The sequence below is a fragment of the Parasphingorhabdus sp. W113 genome, from assembly GCF_055693205.1.
Genome location: NZ_CM146328.1, coordinates 1,441,814 through 1,464,253, shown reverse-complemented (window position 1 = coordinate 1,464,253; position 22,440 = coordinate 1,441,814). Strand labels below are relative to the sequence as shown.

The 22,440-nt window shown below is 59.1% G+C and carries 23 protein-coding genes and 1 tRNA gene; 7 read left to right on the top strand and 17 right to left on the bottom strand.

The features are described from left to right. Window positions 1–61: 61 nt before the first annotated feature. The 10 genes from ACZ1GS_RS06945 to ACZ1GS_RS06900 all read right to left on the bottom strand — a co-directional run bounded on the left by ACZ1GS_RS06945 (window position 62) and on the right by ACZ1GS_RS06900 (window position 8,099). Window positions 62–1,981, bottom strand: coding sequence for a potassium transporter Kup (locus ACZ1GS_RS06945; RefSeq protein ID WP_472697746.1), 1,920 nt, complete (start codon window positions 1,979–1,981; stop codon window positions 62–64). Window positions 1,982–2,153: 172 nt separating this feature from the next. Continuing rightward, window positions 2,154–2,807, bottom strand: coding sequence for a tetratricopeptide repeat protein (locus tag ACZ1GS_RS06940; RefSeq protein ID WP_472697745.1), 654 nt, complete (start codon window positions 2,805–2,807; stop codon window positions 2,154–2,156). After that, entirely contained in the window at window positions 2,807–3,220 is a 414-nt protein-coding gene (locus ACZ1GS_RS06935; RefSeq protein ID WP_472697744.1) for a cytochrome c-type biogenesis protein, read from the bottom strand. The genes ACZ1GS_RS06940 and ACZ1GS_RS06935 overlap by 1 nt, the downstream gene beginning before the upstream one ends. Then, a complete protein-coding gene (locus ACZ1GS_RS06930; RefSeq protein ID WP_472697743.1) occupies window positions 3,217–3,744 on the bottom strand; it encodes a DsbE family thiol:disulfide interchange protein in 528 nt (175 codons plus the stop codon). Before ACZ1GS_RS06930 ends, ACZ1GS_RS06935 begins: the two co-directional genes overlap by 4 nt. After that, the gene (locus ACZ1GS_RS06925; protein WP_472697742.1) at window positions 3,741–5,678 is read right to left on the bottom strand and encodes a heme lyase CcmF/NrfE family subunit; all 1,938 of its coding nucleotides are present in this window, start codon (window positions 5,676–5,678) and stop codon (window positions 3,741–3,743) included. The genes ACZ1GS_RS06930 and ACZ1GS_RS06925 overlap by 4 nt, the downstream gene beginning before the upstream one ends. Beyond that, window positions 5,675–6,124 carry a cytochrome c maturation protein CcmE gene (ccmE, locus tag ACZ1GS_RS06920; RefSeq protein ID WP_472697741.1) on the bottom strand — a complete coding sequence of 150 codons (450 nt, stop codon included), beginning with the start codon at window positions 6,122–6,124 and terminating at the stop codon, window positions 5,675–5,677. Before ccmE ends, ACZ1GS_RS06925 begins: the two co-directional genes overlap by 4 nt. Window positions 6,125–6,137: 13 nt before the next feature. Next, the gene (locus ACZ1GS_RS06915; protein WP_472697740.1) at window positions 6,138–6,272 is read right to left on the bottom strand and encodes a hypothetical protein; all 135 of its coding nucleotides are present in this window, start codon (window positions 6,270–6,272) and stop codon (window positions 6,138–6,140) included. After that, the gene (gene ccmC, locus ACZ1GS_RS06910) at window positions 6,269–6,985 is read right to left on the bottom strand and encodes a heme ABC transporter permease CcmC (protein WP_472697739.1); all 717 of its coding nucleotides are present in this window, start codon (window positions 6,983–6,985) and stop codon (window positions 6,269–6,271) included. Before ccmC ends, ACZ1GS_RS06915 begins: the two co-directional genes overlap by 4 nt. Before the next feature lie 165 nt (window positions 6,986–7,150). Continuing rightward, window positions 7,151–7,810 (bottom strand): hypothetical protein, encoded by a 660-nt coding sequence (locus ACZ1GS_RS06905; protein ID WP_472697738.1) that lies wholly within the window; start codon window positions 7,808–7,810, stop codon window positions 7,151–7,153. 7 nt (window positions 7,811–7,817) lie between these two features. Next, complete coding sequence (locus tag ACZ1GS_RS06900; RefSeq protein WP_472697737.1) at window positions 7,818–8,099, bottom strand: hypothetical protein; 282 nt, start codon at window positions 8,097–8,099, stop codon at window positions 7,818–7,820. 313 nt (window positions 8,100–8,412) lie between these two features. On the opposite strand from ACZ1GS_RS06900, the gene ACZ1GS_RS06895 reads away from it, so the two are divergent. After that, entirely contained in the window at window positions 8,413–9,585 is a 1,173-nt protein-coding gene (locus tag ACZ1GS_RS06895) for a thiolase family protein (protein ID WP_472697736.1), read from the top strand. Window positions 9,586–9,634: 49 nt separating this feature from the next. Next, on the top strand, window positions 9,635–10,576 hold the full coding sequence (locus tag ACZ1GS_RS06890) for an acyl-CoA thioesterase (protein ID WP_472697735.1): 942 nt from the start codon (window positions 9,635–9,637) through the stop codon (window positions 10,574–10,576). On the opposite strand, the gene ACZ1GS_RS06885 is transcribed toward ACZ1GS_RS06890, so the two are convergent. From ACZ1GS_RS06885 to gspJ, 6 genes are all read right to left on the bottom strand, one after another. Further along, window positions 10,568–12,310, bottom strand: a complete 1,743-nt coding sequence (locus ACZ1GS_RS06885) for a class I adenylate-forming enzyme family protein (RefSeq protein WP_472697734.1) — start codon at window positions 12,308–12,310, stop codon at window positions 10,568–10,570. The genes ACZ1GS_RS06890 and ACZ1GS_RS06885 overlap by 9 nt on opposite strands. A gap of 29 nt (window positions 12,311–12,339) precedes the next feature. Continuing rightward, a complete protein-coding gene (locus tag ACZ1GS_RS06880) occupies window positions 12,340–14,376 on the bottom strand; it encodes a 3-hydroxyacyl-CoA dehydrogenase NAD-binding domain-containing protein (protein WP_472697733.1) in 2,037 nt (678 codons plus the stop codon). 383 nt (window positions 14,377–14,759) lie between these two features. Next, on the bottom strand, window positions 14,760–15,809 hold the full coding sequence (locus tag ACZ1GS_RS06875) for a Glu/Leu/Phe/Val family dehydrogenase (RefSeq protein WP_472697732.1): 1,050 nt from the start codon (window positions 15,807–15,809) through the stop codon (window positions 14,760–14,762). A gap of 132 nt (window positions 15,810–15,941) precedes the next feature. Continuing rightward, window positions 15,942–16,018: transfer RNA gene (locus ACZ1GS_RS06870), tRNA-His, on the bottom strand. A gap of 104 nt (window positions 16,019–16,122) precedes the next feature. Further along, entirely contained in the window at window positions 16,123–17,115 is a 993-nt protein-coding gene (gene gspK / locus ACZ1GS_RS06865; protein ID WP_472697731.1) for a type II secretion system minor pseudopilin GspK, read from the bottom strand. Continuing rightward, window positions 17,112–17,735 (bottom strand): type II secretion system minor pseudopilin GspJ, encoded by a 624-nt coding sequence (gene gspJ, locus ACZ1GS_RS06860; RefSeq protein ID WP_472697730.1) that lies wholly within the window; start codon window positions 17,733–17,735, stop codon window positions 17,112–17,114. The genes gspK and gspJ overlap by 4 nt, the downstream gene beginning before the upstream one ends. Window positions 17,736–17,838: 103 nt before the next feature. Between gspJ and ACZ1GS_RS06855 the strand changes: the two genes are divergently transcribed. From ACZ1GS_RS06855 to ACZ1GS_RS06835, 5 genes are read left to right on the top strand one after another with little or no spacing between them, the layout of a single operon-like run. After that, window positions 17,839–18,501, top strand: a complete 663-nt coding sequence (locus ACZ1GS_RS06855; protein WP_472697729.1) for a prolyl hydroxylase family protein — start codon at window positions 17,839–17,841, stop codon at window positions 18,499–18,501. A 14-nt stretch (window positions 18,502–18,515) separates the two neighbouring features. Beyond that, a complete protein-coding gene (locus tag ACZ1GS_RS06850) occupies window positions 18,516–19,748 on the top strand; it encodes an Nramp family divalent metal transporter (protein ID WP_472697728.1) in 1,233 nt (410 codons plus the stop codon). Further along, on the top strand, window positions 19,745–20,503 hold the full coding sequence (gene pxpA, locus ACZ1GS_RS06845) for a 5-oxoprolinase subunit PxpA (RefSeq protein WP_472697727.1): 759 nt from the start codon (window positions 19,745–19,747) through the stop codon (window positions 20,501–20,503). Before ACZ1GS_RS06850 ends, pxpA begins: the two co-directional genes overlap by 4 nt. A 23-nt stretch (window positions 20,504–20,526) precedes the next feature. After that, window positions 20,527–21,171, top strand: a complete 645-nt coding sequence (locus tag ACZ1GS_RS06840; protein ID WP_472697726.1) for a 5-oxoprolinase subunit B family protein — start codon at window positions 20,527–20,529, stop codon at window positions 21,169–21,171. Next, entirely contained in the window at window positions 21,168–22,160 is a 993-nt protein-coding gene (locus ACZ1GS_RS06835; RefSeq protein WP_472697725.1) for a 5-oxoprolinase subunit C family protein, read from the top strand. Before ACZ1GS_RS06840 ends, ACZ1GS_RS06835 begins: the two co-directional genes overlap by 4 nt. On the opposite strand, the gene rpmE is transcribed toward ACZ1GS_RS06835, so the two are convergent. Further along, a complete protein-coding gene (rpmE, locus tag ACZ1GS_RS06830; protein ID WP_472697724.1) occupies window positions 22,147–22,377 on the bottom strand; it encodes a 50S ribosomal protein L31 in 231 nt (76 codons plus the stop codon). The two genes, ACZ1GS_RS06835 and rpmE, sit on opposite strands and share 14 nt — an antisense overlap. Between the last annotated feature and the right edge of the window lie 63 nt (window positions 22,378–22,440).

Sequence of the window (22,440 nt, the reverse complement as noted above, 5' to 3'; positions counted from 1 at the left end):
CTTAAGCCACAAAATATTGCGCTTTCGGGACAAATTTCTGATCTGCTTGAGAAAACCGAGCCTAGATCTCCATCTGGCTGCCCAGTTCGACCACGCGGTTGCTTGGAAGCTTGAAAAACTCCATCGCGGTGGCGGCATTGCGCAGCATCCAGGAGAAAATTTTCTCCCGCCAGATCATCATCTGGGGCTTTTCGGACGGCAACAATGTTTGCCGGGACAGGAAGAAGCTGGTTTTCATCATTTCGAAATCCATGCCGCACTCCTTGACCTTTTTCAGCGCCGCCGGAACATCGGTTTCCTGCATGAAGCCAAAATGCAGAATCAGCCGGTAAAAGCCATCGCCCAGATCGGTCACTTCGACCCGGTCCGACAGGGGCACACTGGGCACGTCTTCAATATTCACGGTGAGGATCACCACGCGTTCATGGATCACCTTGTTATGCTTGATATTGTGGAGCAAGGCCGATGGCACACCGACCGAAGCGGAGGCCATGAAAATCGCCGTGCCCGGGACGCGCGTTGCGCTGTTGGCGGCCGATTTGGTAAAAATCTCGATCGGCATGGCCGCTTCCGCCATATTGGCCCGCATGATCTTGCGCCCCTTGGCCCATGTTGTGAGCAACAGGAATGCAAAGGCGCCGACCACCAGCGGGAACCAGCCGCCCTGCGGGACTTTGGTCAGATTGGCCGCGAAATAGGCGCCGTCGACGATGAAGAAAATGGCCAGCAGCGGCGCGGCATACCACCATTTCCATTTCCACAATGTCAGCACCACGATCGCCAGCAAACAAGTGTCGATCACCATCGCACCGGTCACCGCGATACCATAAGCCGAGGCGAGGTTGCTGGACGTCTGGAACGTCAGGACCAGCAATATGACCGCGATCATGATGGTCCAGTTGACCACCGGAATGTAGATCTGCCCGGCTTCGGAGGCACTGGTATGCTTGATCGACAGGCGCGGGATAAAGCCGAGCTGGATCGCCTGATGGGTGACAGAGAAGGCGCCGGAGATCACCGCCTGGCTGGCAATGAATGTCGCCATAGTGGCCAGAATAACCAGCGGCAGCCGCAGAAATTCGGGGGCAAGCAGGAAGAACGGGCTCTTGATCGCCTCGCTGGCCCCCGCGCTGTCCAGCGACAGGATCATCGCCCCCTGCCCGAAATAGTTGCACAGCAAGGCGGGCATGACAAAACCGAACCAAGCGATGCGCATCGGTTTCTTGCCGAAATGCCCCATATCGGCAAATAGCGCGGCCGACCCGGTCACCGCGAGCACCACCGAGCCGAGGGCCAGAAACGCCTTGAAGCCATCGGTGATGAAAAACTGGATGGCATACCAGGGGTTGAGCGCCAGCAATATCTGCGGATGCGCGACGATCTGGATCAGGCCGAGCACCGCAATCACGCTGAAATAGACCATCATGATCGGCGCAAATAGCGCCCCGATCTTGGCCGTCCCACGCGATTGGATCATGAACAGGAACACCAGCAATCCTACCGAAATCGGGAGAACCAATGGCGCCAGCCCGGCCTCCACGACGATCAGCCCTTCCACCGCGGAAAGGACCGAAATCGCCGGTGTGATCATGCTGTCGCCATAGAAAAGCGATGTTGCAAACACGCCCAACAGAATCGCAACCCAGCCGAATTTCGACTTTTTCAGCGCCCCCATCAGCAACGCCACCAGCGCGAGACTGCCGCCCTGCCCCTTGTTATCGGCGCGCATCAGGATCGTGACATATTGTATGGCCACCACCAGGGTCATCGACCAGAAGATCAGGCTGACAACCCCGAGAACGTGAATCTGGTCGAGCGCCAGCGGATGCGCACCGACAAAGGTTTCGCGAAATGCATAAAGCGGACTGGTACCGATATCGCCAAAGACAATACCAATCGCCCCGGCCGCCAGTTTCGCAACCGCACTGCCTTCCTGGCGCGACCCATGGGGTTGGATAACGCGGTTGCGTTTCCGCTTCATTGGCGTTTGCGATTCCGACATTGGATTGTCGCTGTTGCGATCCCCTTATTGGTTGCAGTCAACCTATGCGCTTTGCTGCACCGCTCGACAAGCGCGGGCGCTTAGCATGGGGCTTGGTGGGGCGCAACATAGCGGCCCGACCCTCATAGCAACCATATGAAAAAGCGCGCTTTTACTGCTCCGCCGGACTTGCTGCCGCGGCCGGTAATGCGGGCTGCATCTTTTCCATCGCCGCCAATCGCGACTCGAGATCGGCGCGCCAGGGCGCATCTTCCGCGCTGCGTTCCAGCAGTTCCGTCCAGATCGCCCGCGCCTGATCGATTTTGCCGGATTGGGCATAAGCCATGCCGAGAAAAAATGGCGGTCCGGGATGTTCCGGAGAAATATCGGCCGCACGCTGGAAAGCAAATTGCGCCGCCGGTGTGATGACGCCATCCGCATGGACGACCAGCGCATTGCCCAGACCGACCCACAGATCGGGATCTTCGGGATGCTCCTTGACCCCGTTGCGGAGATAATTGGCCGCCGCGCCATGCTTGCCATTGCGGTTGAGCGAGTCCGAGAAGACCAGCCACTCGCGAGCGGTTCCGAACCGTTCGCTGAGATCACCGCGCGACTTGATCGTGCTATCATCAAAGCTGTTCGGTTTTTCAGCCGGTTCCACCGATACGCCCGCCATGCCGGGATGGCCTTGCCAGGCATAGCCCGCGACACCGAGCAACAACGCCGCGCCGGTCAGCTCATAAGCGCTGCGCGGCAATTTGCCGAACCACATCAGGCCGCCAAACAGCACGAGCAGAAATGCCAGAAGAATCAACCAACCCATTAGCTATCGTCCTTTTTCCGGCGAAACCGCCCGCGCGCCAGCCACAGCGCAACGATGAACAGAAAAATCGGCGCCAGCCACAAGGGCCAGGTCACCGCCGTAACCGGCGGGTCATAGGTCACCCAGTTGCCATAGCGTTCGACAAGCCAGTTGCGCACCTGATCAGGGGTTTCCCCCGCCGCGATCCGTTCCCGCACCTGGCTGCGCATATCCCCGGCCATCGGCGCGTTGCTGTCGGCGATCGACTGGCTCTGACATTTCAGACAGCGCAATTCTTCCATCAGATCGCGGGCCGCGGCTTCTTTCTTGGGATCGGCCAGTTGCTGATCGGCATAGGGCGCCGGCGGCAATCCGGTTTGGGCCATCAATGGTGCGGCAACGAACAGGGACAGGAAGGCGATCAGCAATCTCATCCGGCATCTCGCAAAATCTGGAGCAGCTCGGGAACATTTTCCTCGCGGATATCACCAATATGCTGATGTACGATAATCCCCTTGCCATCGATCACGAAGGTTTCCGGCACGCCCGATGATCCCAGCTCCAGCTGCACCGCGCTGGTCGTGTCCGACCCGATGCGGCTATAGGGATTGCCCCAGCGGTTGAGAAAATTCGCAATATCTTCCGGCCGATCGCGGCTGGCAATCGCGTGGATTTCCACCCCCGCCTCCTGTAGCGCCAGCAATTGCGGTGCTTCGGCGATACATGGCAGGCACCAGCTGGCAAAAATATTGAGCAATTTCGGTTTACCATCAACCAGATCGGCTGTCGCCAGACCAGGGCGTTGTTCGATCGCCGCGGGCAAGCTGAATTGCGGCATCGGTTTGCCAACCATTTTCGATTCAATCACATTGTCCTTGGGCATCATCAGGCCAATGGCCACCGCGCCGAAAAACAGCGCGAACAGCGCCAATGGCAACCAGAGCAGCCAGCGATTCATATTGCCAGCTCCGCATATTCCCGCTGGCGCCGCTGCAAGATCCGCCGGCGCAGACGGCCGATAACCGCCAACAGCCCGCCCAGCGCCACCAATATGCCGCCATACCAGATCAGCGTGACAAAGGGTTTCCACCAGGTCCGGATCTGCCAGCGCCCATCCGCATCGCCATCGCCAAGCACCACATAAAGCTGACCATTCCAGCGAGTCAGCAGCGCCGCTTCGCTGGTCTGGGTCTGGGCCGATGCAAACATCCGGTTTTGCGGCGCAATCTCGGTGACCGTGCCGTCGGCATAGCGCGCGGTGATACGGGCTTCCAGCGCGGTCCAATTGGGGCCTGCCAGCGGTTCAATCGCCTCGAATTTCAACGTCCAGTCATCGACGAAAATTTCGTCGCCGGGCGTGGCCGCGACCAGTTTTTCCTGCGTGAAGCTGCTTTCCGACGCCATGCCGACGAGCGCCACAGCAATGCCAAAATGGGCGAGGACCATGCCATAGGTGTGAAGCGGGGTTCGGCGCAAATTGCGTTTCCACAGCGGCGCGAAACTGGCGACAGCGATTCCGGCTGCCAGCGCCATGCCGAGCAAGGACAGGATCGACATTGTCGTCGTCAGCAGCACCAGCAGGAACAGCGCGCCAGCGGAAATCATGATCGGAACCGCCATCCGGTTGAGCAGGGTTCCGGCATTGTCCTTGCGCCAGCGCAGCAGCGGACCGGCCGCCATCACCGCGACCAGAAGCAGCGCCAGCGGACCGGACGCAAGGTTGAAATAGGGTGGGCCGACGGACAGCTTCTCATCGGTAATCGCTTCGACCACCAGCGGATAAAGCGTGCCGACAAAAACAATGCCGAGAATCGCCGACAGCAGCAGATTATTGGCCACCAGAGCGCCTTCGCGGCTGACCAGCTCGAAGCGGGATCCTTCTTTTACAGTGCCGACGCGCAAGGCAAACAGCGCCATGGCGCCGCCAATATAGATGGCGAGCAACGCCAGGATGAAGCTGCCGCGCTCCGGATCGACGGCAAAGGCATGGACGCTTGTCAATATGCCGGATCGCACCAGGAACGTCCCGATCATCGACATCGAGAAGGCGACCACAGCAAGCATCAGGGTCCAGGCGCGCAAGCCGTCACGGGTCGCCAGAACCGTGACCGAATGGAGCAAAGCGGTGGCCGCCAGCCAGGGCATCAGCGACGCATTTTCAACCGGATCCCAGAACCACCAGCCGCCCCAGCCCAGTTCATAATAGGCCCAGTAGCTGCCGGCGGTGATGCCGAGCGTCAGGAAAATCCACGCGCCCAGTACCCACGGTCGCATCGCGCGCGCAAAGGCCGGGCTGACATCGCGGGTGATCATCGCGCCAACCGCAAAGGAAAAGGCAACCGACAGACCGACATAGCCGAAATAAAGCGTCGGCGGATGAAAGGCGAGCCCGGGATCCTGGAGCAAGGGGTTAAGCCCTTGCCCGTCCGGCGGTACCGGATTGGACCGCGCGAAGGGATTGGAAGAAACCAGCAAGAAGGCATAGAAGCCTAGGCTGATAAAGGCTTGTGCGGCCAGCGTGGTGACCAGCGTCGTCACTTTCAGGCTCCGCTCGAACAGCGCGATACACGCGCCCGCGAGACCCATCACGGTCACCCAGAGCAGCATCGAGCCTTCATGATTGCCCCAGGTGCCGGCAAATTTGTAGAGAAGCGGCTTTACCGAAGCGCTGTTCTTGACGACCAGATCGACCGACATGTCCGACCGCAGGAACAGCCAGATCAGTAGCAGAAACGAGATCGTCACCAGCAGGCCCTGGGCCATCGCCACCGGACGAATGGCGGCATAAAATTCCTCGCGTCCGGCGCGCACGCCGATCACGCCGAGCGCAAATTGCAACAGTGCCAGCCCTGCGGCCAGCCAAAGCGCGATCAAACCGGCTTCTGCAATCATTCGACCAGAGTCTCCGCCATGGGCTTCGCAGCGGTCATATCAATGCCTTCCAGTTCTCGCGGGACGTAATTTTCATCATGTTTGGCGAGCAGGGTTTCGGCAACAAAGGTCCCGTCTGCCAGCATCTTGCCATCCGCTACAACGCCCGAACCTTCGACAAAAAGGTCTGGTGTGATTCCGGTATAGGATACCGCCTGTCTTGCCGTGCCATCCTGGACGATGAAATTGACCGTGATCCCGTCTGCGGTGCGCTGAATGGACCCTTCCTCGACCATGCCGCCAAGACGAATGGCGGTTCCGGCGGCGGGTTTTTTCTCGACAATATCCGACGGTGTATAAAAATAGCTCGCCTGATCCTGCAGCGCGAACGCGGCCAGCAGGCCGGCGCCGACTAGCGCAACCAGCGCCAGTACCGCCAAGGTCAGTCGTTGATGCTTCGCTTTCATCGGCCTGTCTTTCTCACTTTCTGGCGCGCTTCAGATGATCCGCGCGCGCCTCGGACTTGCGCATCGCGACATAGCTGCCGACAATAACAGCCGCTGTGCCCAGCAGCACTATGACATAAGAGGCAATGACGAAAGGCCAGTGATTCATTCTGCTGCCATCCTCTTCAATCGCGCTTCCACTTTTGTCTCCGCCAAGATACCGCGCATCCGCATCAGCACGATTGCGCCAAATATCAGGCTAAATCCAATAACATTTACCGACAAAGGCCATAGAAACGCACCATCAATCGAAGACCCGCCAACCGTGATACTGGCTTTCTGGTGGAGACTGTTCCACCAGACCACCGAGCGGTTGATGATCGGAATATTGATCGCACCGACAATCCCGAAAATTGCGGTCACCCGCGACACGCCGCCTTTTTCACCGCTCGCATTGGCAAGCGCGATATAGGCGAGATAGAGAAAGAAAAGCACCAGCACCGAGGTCACCCGGCCGTCCCATACCCACCAGGTGCCCCAGGTGGGTCGCGCCCAGATTGATCCGGTGATTAACCCCAGCGCGGTAAACAAAGCCCCCGGCACTGCCACCGCACGCGCCGCGACCGCAGCCAGCGGGTGGCGCCAGGCAATCTGCACGATGCTGGCAATCGCAATGGCTGTCCAGCCACCCATGGCCAGCCAGACGGTCGGCACGTGAATATAGAGAATCCGCACGCTGTCGCCCATTAGCCGATCCGCCGGTGCGTAAAACAGGCCATAAAGCGACCCGCCGGCGATCAGCAACAGACCGGTGATCAGAAACCAGTGCGTCAATGGGCGGGCGAGCGCCAGAAAGCGTGTGGGATTAGCGTAAGCGTGCATTTAAAAAACGGTCATTGCCTCGGGCTACTGTGCGACCAGCATCAATCGCGATTTTGATGGCAGAAGTCCAGCGACCCGACAAGTGTTTTTCGGACTTTTCCTGATTGTGCGGCAATGGAACAGGGTCATTGATCAATCAGCCGCGCGCATCCGCGCGAAACACCCTCATTCTTCGGGTCGGGACCGTAATTCCTCTTCGACCCGGTGCGCCATGGCCGCGCTTTGCATCGCGGCAGAAACATCTGCCGGGCTGTTATAGAGCGAACTGAGCAACAACAAATCCATCTCGCTCACTGCAGCGGGCGCCTTGCCATCATCCTGCTGTGGATCAAACAAAGACAGAATCGAATAAACCGGCGGTGCGGACGACGCTCTATTGGGCGTATCAATATAGGAGCGCATCGCAGCATAGTCCGCAATTTGCACGGTGGTCAGATCCACCAGCGCATCTTTTTCCAGCAACAGAAACGCATGGGTCATGGCTTCTTCCGTGCTCCGCTTGATCCGCGATTTGACCTGTGAAACCATTGTCGGCGCTTGGGTTTTGTCAACGTCATCGCTGGGAAGAATGGTGGCATCATCCGAATTATGACCGTAGCCGGTTTCCGCCGAACTGGTCTGAATCCGTTTCCAGGCATAAGCCGGTCCACCGCTCGCGGCCAATTGTTCGCGCTGGTAGAGCGGAACGGTTCCAAAAATGCGGGACCGTTTCTTGCGCAACATCTTGATCGCGGCGTCGCCGTCCGCCACCACCATAACGAAAACATTCGGTTTGCAGCCTGCCGCTGCGACCCGCATATCGGCCGCGAGCGCCACACCGCGCATGCGCTGCTCAATCTGCTGTCGATTCTCCGTCTGACAGGCCGATAACCGACGGGCAGACCGCCCGCGTAAACCGCGCATATTGCCCGTCATGCCGTCCGCCTTTGGGGGTGGCCATTGTCGCCTTGATAAAGCTGGCTATCTCGGCCTTGGTGGTTTTCGTGCCGGTCACCACAATATCCTCATCCGCGGTCCGCGGATCGATCAAAGTGGCGGTCGCGGCCCATGGCAAAAGCGCGATTCCAACCAGGGTGCCGCTTAAGAGGGTCAGGATATTTTTGCGCTTTATCATTGGCTTTCCCCTTTTGATTTGAATCTTGCACATTATCGACAGCGAGTAAAGCAAGCCGCTCGGATGCGCCAAGCCCGGCGCCACGCGCATTTCTTGCACCGCGCCGGATCAATACAAGCGTCCGAGTTATGGCGTGTAAGGGAACGCCAATGGGGCTTGCAGATTGAACCAAACTCGATTCCCCGGCCCGCGACCATCGCAAATCAGACATTGTCATCATTCCACCTATTGTTCTAAGCTAATGCCATTATTCGATAGTTTTTTTCGAAATCCCGTCACGCGTCCTGCTGTGACCATCAATGGAGATATTATTATGCGCGAGGCTGTCATCGTTTCCTATGCTCGTACAGGGCTCGCCAAAGCCGGACGCGGCGGTTTTAACATCACCCCGCCGATGACCATGGCGGCGCATGCCATCAAACATGCCGTGGTCAAGTCCGGGGTCGACAGTGACTTTGTCGATGACAGCCTGATGGGCAATGTCGCGCATGGCGCGCCCAATATCGGGCGCAACGCCGCGCTGCTTGCCGGTCTCCCGAAGACCACGGCAGGCGCGACGATCAACCGGTTCTGTTCGTCAGGGATGCAGGCCATTGCGATGGCGGCCAATCATATCCGCGGCGATGGCGCCGATTGTGTTGTCGCCGGCGGAGTCGAGAGCATCTCGATGCAGGGGCCCCGGGCGCCGGAAGGCAGTATCGACGAAGAGATTTTGAAAATTGCTCCTGCCATTTTCATGCCGATGATTGACACCGCCGATATTGTCGCCGAGCGTTACAATGTCAGCCGCGACTATCAGGACGAATATGCGCTGCAATCGCAACAGCGCATGGCCAAGGCGCAGGAAGCCGGGCTGTTCGCCGACGAAATCGCGCCGATGCAGACCAAGATGAAAGTCGTCGACAAGGAAACCAAGGAAGAGAGCATCGTCGATTACACAGTTGATCGGGACGAGTGCAATCGGCCGACCACGACCCTGGAAGGGCTCGCCAAATTGCAACCGGTCATGGGCGAAGGCAAATATATCACCGCCGGCAATGCCAGCCAGTTGTCCGATGGCGCCGCTGCGCTGCTGTTGATGGAAGCGAAGGAAGCGGAACGGCGCGGGCTGGAACCGCTCGGCCGGTTTGTATCCTGGGCGGTGGCCGGCTGCGAGCCCGACGAAATGGGTATCGGACCGGTGTTTGCCGTGCCCAAGCTGCTCGAGCGCCAGGGCCTCACGGTTGATGATATCGACATCTGGGAACTGAACGAAGCCTTTGCCAGCCAGTGTCTCTATAGCCGTGACCGGCTCGGCATTGATCCGGACAAATATAACGTCAATGGCGGCTCGATCGCGATTGGCCATCCGTTCGGTATGACCGGCGCGCGCTGTGCCGGACATCTGTTGCAGGAAGGCCGGCGGCGCGGGGCCAAATGGGGCGTTGTCACAATGTGCATCGGCGGCGGCCAGGGCGGTGCGGGACTGTTCGAGATCTATTCCTGAACCGTTCGGACATTCGAAACATCACGCATAGCGAAGGATAGAGACTGTTTTGGACCCGCTTTCGGACGACCATATCGCGCGCCGCCTGTCAGAGGCTTTGGCCCATCGCTCTTCGGTTTCGGCGGAAAAGCTGATCGGCGGGTTGCTCCGCACGTTCAAGCTCACCGCCGATTCTGACGACGAGTTTCTCTATCCGGCGCTGACCAAAACCGCGCGCGAACGGATTTTCGGCGGACAGGTGATAGCCCAGGCGATTGTCGCAGCGGATCACACGGTGGATGACGAGAAAAGCATCCATTCGCTGCATTCCTATTTTCTCCGCGCTGGCGATGAGACCAAACCGCTCCATTTTCGGGTGCACCGCGATTTTGACGGCCGCAGTATTTCCAATCGCCGGGTTGTGGTGCGACAGAATGACAAGGTCATATTCAACCTGACGGCCTCCTTCCAGAAGCCCGCAGAGGGCCTGCATCATCAGGTGCCGATGCCGGATGTTCTGCCCCCCGACCAATGCCCGAGCGCGATGGAACTGATTGCCCGTAACCCGCAAATAGCGGACAAGCATATCGAGCGGATGAGCATGCCGCGGCCGTTTGATGTGCGCAGCTTTCGTCCGCAGGGCAAAAGTGAGCCAGCCCGTCAATATCAATGGTTCAAGACCGTGGCCCCGCTGCCCGACGATCCGCTGATCCACCGTGCCACCCTCGCCTTTGCATCGGATATGGGGCTGCTCTCGACGTCGATGATCCCGCACGGCCTGCACTGGACCACACCGGGACTATTCTCGACCAGCCTTGATCACGCCATGTGGTTCCATGACGATTTCAGAATGGATCAATGGATCTGCTATGTGATGGACAGCGACTGGACCGGCGGCACGCGCGGCCTCAATCGCGGTTCGCTCTACACTGCGGATGGCACATTGGTGGCATCCGCAGTGCAGGAAGGCCTGATCCGTTTGACGCCGAAAGCCGACAAAGCGTCAGAATAAAGCCTTCAGTTCGCGTTTGAGAATCTTGCCATTGGCGTTGCGCGGCAGGCTATCGGTGCTGAACAGCACTTTCACCGGCACCTTGAAATTGGCCAGCCGGGCGCGCACCCATTCCTGCAGCTCTGCCTCGCTGGCGGATTGCCCCTGGACCAGATGCACCACGGCTGCCGGTTCTTCCCCCAATGTCTTGTGATCAATGCCGATGAGCGCAGCATCCATCACCGCCGGATGGTTATAGAGGACGTTCTCTACCTCCGATGAATAGATATTCTCTCCGCCGCGGATGATCATGTCTTTCGCCCGGTCGACAATATGACAGAAACCCTCGTCATCCAGCCGCGCCAGATCGCCGGTCCGCACCCAGCCGTCGACAAAAGTTTCCGCGGTTGCCTCGGGCCGGTTCCAATAGCCTTTGACCACCATCGGCCCGCGCGCCCATAATTCACCGACCTCTCCGGTTGGCATTTCCGCGCTGGCATCTTCGCTCATGACTTTCAGATCCGCAGCAGCCACGGGTGGGCCGCAGCTGGTCGGGCGATTAAGATAATCCTCGGCGCTATGCGACGTCACCGTGGCCATGGTTTCGGTCATGCCCCAGCCATTGCCAGGCAAGGCACCGAAAACATCGTAGATTTTCCGCGCCAACTCCGGCGCCGATGGCGCCCCGCCATAGCTGATCGCATCAATCGAGCTCAGGTCATATTTGTCGCGATCCGGATGCTCGATCAGCTGCCAGGCAATGAACGGCACGCCGCCCGTGGCATTGACCTTTTCGCGCTCGATAATTTCCATCGCCTGAACCGTGTCCCACTTGTGCAGGAAGACCATTTTATGCCCGCCATGCACGGTCGGCATCATGATCGCGGAACAGGCCGTGCAGTGGAACATCGGCACCACCGTCAAGCTCACTCTGGTGGTGGGTTCCGGCACTATGTCGCCCCGCCGCAAGGCCGCTGCAGCGCCGGAATAGCCGACTGAAACCGCATTGGTCGTCAGATTACGGTGCGACCCAAGCGCGCCCTTGGGCTGACCGGTTGTGCCGCTGGTATAGAAGATCGTCGCCGGGTCATCGGGTGCGAGATCCACAGCCGGCAAGTCCTGATCCGGCAGCGCGCCATAATCATTGGGTCGCCCGATAATGTCTTCGAGAGCCCGGGCCGGTTCGGCCAAGGCACCCTGACCGCGAGCGACCAGGACATGGTTCAGATCCGGCAGTTCCGTCTGATGGGGCGCAATCCGGTCCCATCGCTCGGCATCGCAAAGCAACACGCTGGTCCCGGAATTGGCGAGGCCGAAGACCAGTTCCTGATCGGTCCACCAGGCGTTGAGCGGAACCACAATCGCGCCGATCGAAGCCGCCGCAAAGAAGATGACCGGCCATTCCGGCAAGTTGCGCATCGCCAGCGCCACCCGGTCGCCCTTGGACAGGCCGATATTCTGAAGCTCCACCGCAAGCGCCGCCACCGCGCGATACCATTGCGCATAGGTCACGCGTTCATCCTGAAATATCAGAAATTCGCTGTCGCCATGGCCGCGCGCATGCTCCGCCATCGCTGCGAGCGTCGGATGGGCATTTTTCCAGACACGGGTCGGGACGCCATCAATATCGACCATTTCCATTTCAAAAGGCTGGCCCGGCGCGCAGAGCAAGTCATTGACCGCTTTGCGTGATCGGACGGGCCATCCAGCGGGCGGTGTCCACTGTTCCAGTGGATCTTTGGCTTCAGCTGACAAATATTCTCTCCTGATCGATAGACGCGACCCTATCCGTTAAACGTCCCACCTTCAGCGGCTTTTTTGGCCAGCAGATCGGCGACCGGCAGGCCATGTTTTTCTAAGCCGGCAACGACCTTGTCGAGCCCGACCGTGTCGGCCCAGAACATCGGGCCACCGGTGTAAAGCGGCCAGCCATAGCCGTTGATCCAGACCACATCGATGTCACTCGCGCGCTGCGCCATCCCCTCTTCCAGGATTTTCGCGCCTTCATTGACCATTGGATAAAGCAGCCGCTCGCGAATTTCGTCTTTCGAAATTGCGCGCTGTTCCTTGCCCGCTTTGGCCGCGAACTCGGCAATAATCTGTTTGACCTCGTCCGCCGGTGTGCGTTGCCGGGCCTCGTTATAATCGTAAAAGCCCTTGCCGACTTTCTGGCCCCAGCGACCAGCGGCGCACAGCGCGTCGCGCAAGGTTTCGATGCGCTCGGGATCGCGATGCCAGCCGATATCGACTCCGGCGAGATCCGACATCTGAAACGGCCCCATCGGGAAACCGAAGTCGAGCAGGACGTCGTCGACATCCCAGTAATTGGCGCCTTCCATGATCATGATATTCGCCTGTTCCTGCCGCGGGCTGAGCATCCGGTTGCCGATAAAGCCGGGGCAAACGCCGGATACGGCCGCTACCTTGCCGATCTTTTTCGACAGTTTCATGGCGGTCATCAGGACATCGTCAGCGGTCTTTTCTCCGCGGACGATCTCAAGCAATTTCATGATATTCGCTGGCGAGAAAAAATGCAGGCCGAGGACATGTTCCGGCCGCTTGGTCACCGCCGCTATCTCATCAATGTTGAGATAGCTGGTATTGCTGGCGAGGATCGCGCCCTGCTTCACAATGCCGTCCAGCTTGGTGAAAACCTCCTTTTTGACAGCCATATTCTCGAACACCGCCTCGATAACCAGATCACAATCGGCGAGATCATCGTAAGACAGGCTGGGTGTCAGCAGTTTCATCGCCGCGTCCACCTGCGCGTCGGTCATCCGTCCGCGTTTTGCCGTGTTCTCGTAATTTTTGCGGATCACCCCGACACCGCGATCCAGCGCCTCTTCCTTGAGTTCAACGATGGTGACGGGAATACCGGCCGACAGAAAATTCATGCCAATACCGCCGCCCATCGTGCCCGCGCCCAATATGCCGACTTTCTGGATCGGAATGAGGTCGATCTTGGGATCAATGCCATCAATCTTGTTGGCCGCCCGTTCGGCGAAGAAATAGTGGCGCATCGCAGCGGATTGCGTGCCCATCATCAGCTTCGTAAACAGCTCGCGTTCTTGCTGGACACCGTCGGCATAGGACAGCTCGCCGGCCGCCTTCACCGCTTGAATGCCCGCTTCCGGGGCGTTGAAACCGCGGATCTTGCGGCCGTTTTTCTGGCGGAATTCACCAAATAGCGCCGGGTTCCGGATACCATCTTCATTGGCGGTGCCTTCCGAGGACCGTGGCACTGGCTTGCCAATCTGTGCGCGTGCAAAGGCGATCGCATCCGCGGCGAGACTGTCTTCCCCGACAATCTTGTCGACCAGACCGATCGCCTGTGCCTTTTTCGTCGAGATTGGATTGCCGATCACCACCATGGGCAGCGCCGCCTCTGCGCCGACCACACGCGGCAAACGCTGGGTTCCGGCCGCACCGGGGATCAGGCCCAGTTTCACTTCGGGCAAACCCATTTTGGCCGATGGCACGGCGACCCGATAGTGACAAGCCAGAGCCACTTCACAGCCCCCGCCCAGCGCCGTGCCATGGATCGCCGCGACCACCGGTTTGTTGCTGGCTTCAAGCTGGTCGATTGCCTGCCCGAGATTGGGTTCCTGCATCGGCTTGCCAAATTCGGTAATGTCCGCCCCGGCGAAAAAAGTGCGCCCGTCACAGCGGATCACCACCGCCTCGATCGCGTCGTCGGACAAGGCCGCTGCTATGCCGTCGGCCAATCCTTTGCGAACCGCAGCGCCGAGCGCGTTGACCGGCGGATTGTTCGAAACGATCACCAATATATTGTCATGTTTTTCAGTGGTTACGACGGACATTTCACTCTCCTGCAGAATCATCGAAAATAGCAAAAGAACAGCCTAGCGCACAAAATCCATGCGCGATAGGCGAGCGGTCAAATGACAGCCGATAGGAGCCGCCCGGCCGCTTCAGGCCAGCGCGCCGACAAACGGTCTTTCCTACACCCACGGGACGCGGCTAAGTTCGGGCTGGCTCTTTGACAATCTAAATATCGGATAGGCTGAATATCGGGCAAATGATCACGCGCGATTTTCCGACAATCGCGAAAGGTCACACTCGCTTACGCCATTTTGCCGCTTACCCATTGATAAATCAGTCTTATTTTGTGAATATCACGCAATTCAGCAATAGCTATATTGTGGCCTTTCAAGCTAACGGTCATCCGCATTCACATCCGGTGCTAGCGGCCGATCAGCGCCCGGGCCATATTGTCCGCGACCACCGCAGACGGCAATTGGCGCGCGCCGCTCTGGTCCCAGATTTCGGTCAGGCGTTCGGGAATCTGGGCCACCCGGTGATTGACCTCGTCGACATCGCTGTCGCCGAGATATTCCAGGCCGACGCTGATAATGCCGCCGGAATTGATCACATAATCGGGCGCAAACAGGATATTGCGGTCGAAAATGCGCTGACCATCTTCCGGCGTGGCAAGCTGGTTATTCGCGCCGCCCGCGACGATCGGAACATTGAGATGCGCAATCGAAACCTTGTCCAATATCGCTCCCAAAGCATTGGGGCTGAACACATCGGCTTCGAGACGCATGATTTCATCCAGGCCGACAACCGAGGCGCCGATCTCGGTTGCGAGCGCGGCGGCATGATCCTTGTTGATATCGGCAATGCTCAGCTTCGCGCCATCTTTGGCCAGCAGGCGCGCAAGGCCGCCGCCGACGCTGCCAACGCCCTGAATGGCGACATGTACGCCGTCCATGTCGGTCTTGCCGAGCTTGTGCGCCACCGCCGCCTTGACGCCGAGATAGACGCCCATCGCTGTAAACGGCCCCGGATCACCGCCGGCATTGCTGTGATCGCTGACTGGCAGACCGGAAACATAAGGGGTTTGCTGCGCGACCGCGACCATGTCTGCCGTGCTGATGCCGACATCTTCAGCGGTGACATAACGGCCGCCGAGCGAATCGATCATTCGCCCGAAAGCGGCCAGCATATCATCGGTTTTGGTGCGGTTGTGATCCGCAAGGATGACCGCTTTGCCGCCACCTAGCGGCAGACCCGCCATCGCGTTTTTGAAGCTCATCCCGCGGGACAGCCGCAACGCGTCGGTTACGGCGGTTTCGCGGTTTTCATAATGCCAGAAGCGCGTGCCGCCGGCGCCGGGCCCGAGATGAGTCGAGTGGAGCGCGATGATCGCGCTCAGACCGGTTTCCACATCGTGAAAAAAATGAACCGCTTCATGGCCATCAAAATCCGGCAGATCCCACATCACTGACATTGGTTTCACCCCTCCCTGCTGGGCAATATAATTTGGTTAGGGCGTAATAATATTACAAAACTCGTTTGTCACCCCAAGATCGTGAGAGATCTAACAGGCTATTGAGAATAGGACAAAAAGTGATTTTCCAAATGGGGCGACCGAGGGGTCTCGAACCCCCGACCTCCGGTACCACAAACCGGCGCTCTAACCAACTGAGCTACGATCGCCACAGAGCCACAATCCCAATCGACTGCCGCTGCGCCCGGCTGCATAGGGATGCCGGGGGGCAGCCGTCAAGTATTTAGCACATCTTCTCGACAGGAAAAATGCGTTACAGCGCATCGCCCCTTTGCCGGTGGACAAGGCGCGAGGGCTGACGCGCGGCATCGACCAGCGCCCGTTCTTCGACCAGCGCGCTTTGCATCTCGACGGACAGGTCGAGGCGAAACCAGCGGGTGGTCAGCTTGACCTGTTGCTGCACCGCTTCCGGAGCGGCCAGACGCGCTGGATAAGGCTGTGCCCAGAAGTCGTTGAGACTGGCATAACCGAGCTCCGGGCGGCGACCGAGAAACTGCCTTGCGCTGCCAATATCCGGGTTGTCCGATGCAAGCATCGCCAGCAGCACCGCCTGTTCCGGGCGCAGGGTGTTGATGTTGATCGGTGACAGATCGGTGGTCGGCAGCGCACAGAGCCAGGGTGCCAGGCGGCTGTAAAAGCCGTCATTCACGCCCTTGATCGCCCGCAATTCGCTGATGTCGACGAGCGTTGCATTCGCCGTGCGATACGGGCGTTCCAGTTGCGCATAATAGATATCTTCAGCGCCCTGCGGTGCCGGAACCGAATCGCTGTCGATCCAGTCGGTCACCGCCGCCGCGATCTCAAAGGCATTGCCATCCGGAATGTCGAGCGCCTGCATCAATCGGGTGAATTGGGCCACGCCTTCCGGGCGCGCCGTCAGCTGCGCATCCTGCTGGGTCACCAGGCTGTTGATGTTGAAACAGTTGCCGCCGTCCGTCAGCGTCGCGGCTATGGTGCCACCGGGCACCGGGAACTGGCGCTCCCGGCCATTCCAGCCCCCCAGATTAAGCGTCCGTCCCGGAGAGATGCTGACAATTTGTTCGGCAGATTGCATGCCGATTGACTCAGCGGCGATCAGATAAGCCTTGGCCTGGCTCAACTCGCGCGCATTGGACGCCAGCTTGGTGGCGCCGGCCAGACGGTCAATGCCATGGGCTGCGAGCACCGCGATGACGGCGACCAGCAGCAGCACCGTCAACAGAGCCGCACCGCGCTCGCTTTGCCGGACAGGCTTTACTTCGCTCATAAATAGCCCGTGCCAACCAGAAAGACATGGCGATAGGCCCGATCATTCTGGGTGAAGACAATCTCCACCGCGCGCGGCAAGTCGCTTAGTCTTTCGGTCTGCCAGGCGCTGAGCCACTGCCCGCGTTTGTCGCGAAAGCGGACGTCGAGCTCGGTCACGTTTTCGAGCAGGACTGCAGGATCACTGACCGCCCCGCCATCGGTCATCTCGTGATAGCTGCGTTCGAGTCGGCCTTCTTCGAGCGCGTAAGAGACCCGCTGCAAATTTGACCGCGCCTTATTGTTGATATTGCTTTGCCCGCCTCGGGTAAAGGACAGAAAGATATTGGCATTGCCTTCAACATCCTCTCTGAAAGCGGCAACCCGATCGCCGGCTTCATTGCGGTGTGGCCGCGGCAAAGCCTGGTTCAGATCGGCCTCAACCAGCGAGATCAGACGCTGCATCTTCGCCATGTCGCTGAGCTTGGCATCGGTCACATCGTTACTGGTGACCGCCCCCCGCAGCAGCACGACACCAGCGACCGACAGCAAGGCGAAGACGAACAGGGCGACCATCATCTCAACCAGAGTGAAGCCCCGGTTCTGTGGGCGGGCGGACAGGAAGGAGGAACGAACGGTCACGGTGATTGCTATATCCGCTTTCCGGTCCACCGCAAAGAGCGGTTGCGGCTCCGGTGAATTTATTTAAGCTGGTATCCGGGGAGTAAAGGTAAGGAATGGCAGCGTGACCAGTCGAAACGGAACGAGTGCAGACTATCTTGTCGCCTTGGGACAGGTGCAGCGGTTTCCGAGCAAGGCAATCGAACTGTGCATGGTCAAGAATTTCCTTTCCCCGGATGACTGCACGCAACTGATCGAGCGGATCGATGTCAAACGCCGCCCCTCGACCATTGCCGACCCCAATGGCGACGACTATTTCAGAACGAGCGAAACCTGCGATCTTGATCATCGCGACCCGTTTGTCGCCGAGATTGATGCCCGGATCTGTGATTTCGCGGATATTGACCCCCAATTTGGGGAACCCCTGCAAGGGCAACGCTATGCCGAGGGTCAGGAATTCAAGGCGCATACCGATTTCTTCGATCCCGCCGGACAGGATTTTGAGAAATTCTGCACGATGTCCGGGCAACGCACCTGGACTTTCATGATTTATCTGAATGCGCCCGAAGCCGGTGGTGCGACGCGGTTCGTCAAACTCAACAAGAAATTCCTGCCGACCACCGGCAGTCTGTTGTGCTGGAACAACCAGCATCCGGATGGTAGCGTCAACAATTCGACCCTTCATCATGGCATGAAAGTGCGCAAAGGAACCAAATATGTCATCACCAAATGGTTCCGCGAACGCCCCTGGGCCTGGGCGTCCAAAGATGGCGGTCACTCCGACTAAGTGCAGGACAGTCCATGAATATTCTTAAATATCGCCCCGGACCGGGCATGATGGTCTCGGCAGCTTTTGTCGGACCGGGAACGGTGACCGCCTGCACATTGGCCGGTGCCAATTTTGGTTTTGCCCTGATCTGGGCGCTGGTCTTTGCAACGCTGACAACGATCTTGCTGCAATCCTTTGCGGTTCGGGTCGCCCTGGTTTCGCGACTAGGGTTGGCCGAAGCAATGATGCGGTCGATCGCTTCGCCATGGCTCAAATCCGTCGCAGCGCTGTTGCTCATCGCCGCCCTGGCCATTGGCAACGCCGCCTATGAGGCCGGCAATATATCGGGCGCCTTGCTGGGCTTGCAGGCGATTAGCCCGGACATGACCGGGTCCAGGCCGCTTTTGGTTTGCGCCATTGCGCTGCTGGCTGGCGCGCTGATCCTGCTGTCCAAGCCGCGTCTGGTCGAGCGCATATTGATCGCGATGGTGCTGTTCATGAGTCTGGCCTTCCTGATCACCGCGATAGTCATTCGGCCCGATGTCGGTTCGCTCGCCCGCGGCCTGATTCCAACGATACCGGATGCCGGTCTGTTGACCGCGATCGCGTTGATCGGCACCACCATTGTCCCGTATAACCTGTTCCTCCATGCCGCGAGTGTTCGCGAGCGGTGGAGCGCACCGAGCGACCTTGAGGCCGCGCAGATGGACGGCGCTGTATCGATTGGACTGGGCGGCCTGGTCTCGATCGCGGTGCTGGCAACCGCCGCCGGCAGCCTGTTCGGACAGGATGCAGAGATCGCCAATGCCATGGATATGGCCCGACAGCTTGATCCGCTATTTGGCGCTTTTGCCAGCACCACGCTGGGAGCCGGCCTGTTTGCCGCCGGTCTGACCTCCGCGATCACCGCCCCACTGGCAACCGGCTATATTCTGCAGGAAATCTTTGGAAAGCCTGCAAATTCTGATGCAGACAAGCCATCCCGACTGCCCTTCACCATCGGGGTTCTGGTCGTGATCCTGTCGGGAACCTTCGGCGCGCTGCTGAACTATAAACCGATCGAGATCATCTTCGTAGCCCAGATCGCCAATGGCCTGTTGCTGCCGATCATCGCTTTCTTCCTGATCAAGCTGGCCAATGACCGGTCTATTCTGGGGGACCAGGTCACCGGCCTGAAGGGCAATATCGCGGGATTTCTGGTCCTGGCCATCACCAGCTTGCTGGGTATCCGGCTGATCGCCCGGGCCCTGGGCTATTGGCCATGACCCGCGCGATTGATCTCAACGCCGATCTCGGCGAAACCGAAACCGATTCCGGCATGGCCCATGACATCGCGCTGATGGATCTGGTTTCCAGCTGCAATATTGCTTGCGGCGGTCACGCTGGCACCCCGGATGTCATGCGCAGGATGCTCAGCGCAGCGGGTGACCGGAATGTCGCTACCGGAGCGCATCCCTCCTATCCTGATCGTCCGAATTTCGGTCGGGTCAGCATGGATATCGACCTTGGATCGCTGCGCTCCAGTATCACCGAACAGCTTGACCAGATTGTCATAATTGCAGGCGAAACGGGCGTTGCTTTGCGCCATTTGAAGCCACATGGAGCCCTCTACAACGACGCTCAGGATGACCCAGAATTGGCGGCTCTGCTGGTGGATTTGGCCCAGGCCTATGGGCTGGCAATTGTCGGCATGGCCGACAGTGCCGTGGATCATGCCGCCCAGGACCAAGGGCTCCGGTTCCTGGCCGAAGCCTTCATCGATCGGCGCTACAATCCCGCTGGGCGACTGGTTCCCCGCGCGGTTGCTGGCGCGGTTCTGACTGAGGATACAGAACGCGTCGCGCAAGCCCTGCGGCTCGCCCGGCGACAACCGGTTGCGACCAGTGGCGATGAAGCGCTGGTGATCACGGCAGATACACTCTGCCTGCATTCGGATAGTCCGGGAGCACTGGAGACCGCCAAAATCCTGCGCAATCAACTGGAACGCGAAGGATTTGCCATCGCTGCGCCACTGCCATGACGGTCCGGGAAACGGCATGGACCGTGTGTGACGATTGGATCAGCGGTCCGTTGCCGGGCAGCGTAACCGGTGCTGGCTTGCGGGAGCATCTGGCAGCAGAGGATTGCTGGCTCGAGATTGTGGCCGGGTTGAGCACGATAGCGGTCCAGTTCGATCCAGACCGGTTTACGCCGGATGAAGCCATCAAACGGTTGCGAAACCATATCGCTGACGCCCGTGCCGGTTCTGCTGCCACCCCGCCACCGATCACCATTCCTGTTTGCTACGACGCACCGCATGCCAGAGACACTGCCTATATTGCCGAGAAAGTCGGCATCCCGGTGGCGGATATCGCCACGTGGCATTCCAGCCTCCGCTTTCATGTCGCGCTGCTCGGGTTCATGCCCGGCTTTGCCTATCTGGGCTGCGACGGCACGGTTGCTGATATTGGCCGGCTGGCGACCCCACGCCAGCATGTGGCTGCAGGCTCGATCGGGATTATCGGCGATCAAAGCAGCATTTATTCCTTCGATAGCCCCGGAGGGTGGCCGATTATCGGACGCACGCCGCTGACCCTGTTCGATCCCGAGGCGCAGCCCCCGGCCTTGCTTAGGCCTGGGCAGCATCTTAGGTTCCAGCCGATCTCTGCTGCTGAATTTGACGCCCGAATGCAGCGCCAGAATCCATGACTATCGCGGTTGAAAAAGCAGGATTGCAAACAACAATTCAGGGCGCGCCGTTCACCGGCTATCGCCATTTCGGTATGCCATCCGCCGGTGCGGCGGATTGCCTGTCGCTTGCGCTTGCCAATATATTGGTCGGAAAAGCCCCGGACGCGGCGGCGCTGGAAATCACCCTGGATGATGCCCGGTTTCGGGTGAACGCGCGATGTGCAATTGCCTTGACTGGCGCCGCCAGCGCGCTGCTGGTCAATGGCGAGAATCGACCGTTGCACCGGACAGCCTTGGTCAATGCCGGTGACGAAATAACCGTTCTTCCGGCGTCAAAAGGGTGTCGGTCCTATCTCGCATGCAGCCAGGATTGGGCGGTCCCGCTGCTCTGGAACAGCCAATCCACTTATATCAATGCCGGGCTTGGCGGCTTTGAAGGACGGTCGCTACAGACTGGTGATCTGATTCCGTTGGCCGGAGACGGGGGGACAATGCGGGTTGAGAAAGAAACACCCGAGCCAATACGCCCAAGGATGGCCCAATCCGTCATCTTGCGGGTCACGCAGGGTCCCGAATTCTCCTGGCTGACAAAGGCATCACAGCGGGCATTCACGCGTCTCTCCTATCGGATCAGCCCGCGCACCAGCCGCATGGGATCGCGCCTGACCGGAGAGTCACTAGAGCTGGCCCCGGATCAAGCGATGGTGAGCGCACCGGTATTCCCGGGCACGATACAGCTCCCCGGCGATGGCCAGCCGATCTTACTGGGCCCGGATGCCCAGACCACTGGCGGTTATCCGCGAGATCGGACAAGTCATTCGCGCGGACCGCCATCTGATCGGACAAATCCGTCCGCAAACCGTCATTCAGTTTGTATTGATCAGCGCCGATCAGGCCAACAGCATCTACCGTCAGAAGTGCGCGCTTCTGCGGGATTGGGTTGGAGACGTGAGATTATGGTGACACCGGACCGCAGTCCGTGCCCCACAATGATCAGCTTTTCTTGAGCGACAGTCCGCCAAAACGCTTGTTGAAGCGAGCAACCTGGCCACCGGCATCCAGCAGACGCTGGTTACCACCGGTCCATGCCGGGTGCGACGTCGGGTCAATGTCCAATTGCAGCGTATCGCCTTCTTTGCCCCAGGTAGACCGGGTTTCGAAAACAGTGCCATCGGTCATCTGGACCTTGATCATGTGATAGTCGGGATGAATGTCATTTTTCATTTTCTGCTCCAAAGCGGGCTGGTTTCCGACCAGATCCCTAAGCGCGTAAATATTCGAGAAGCG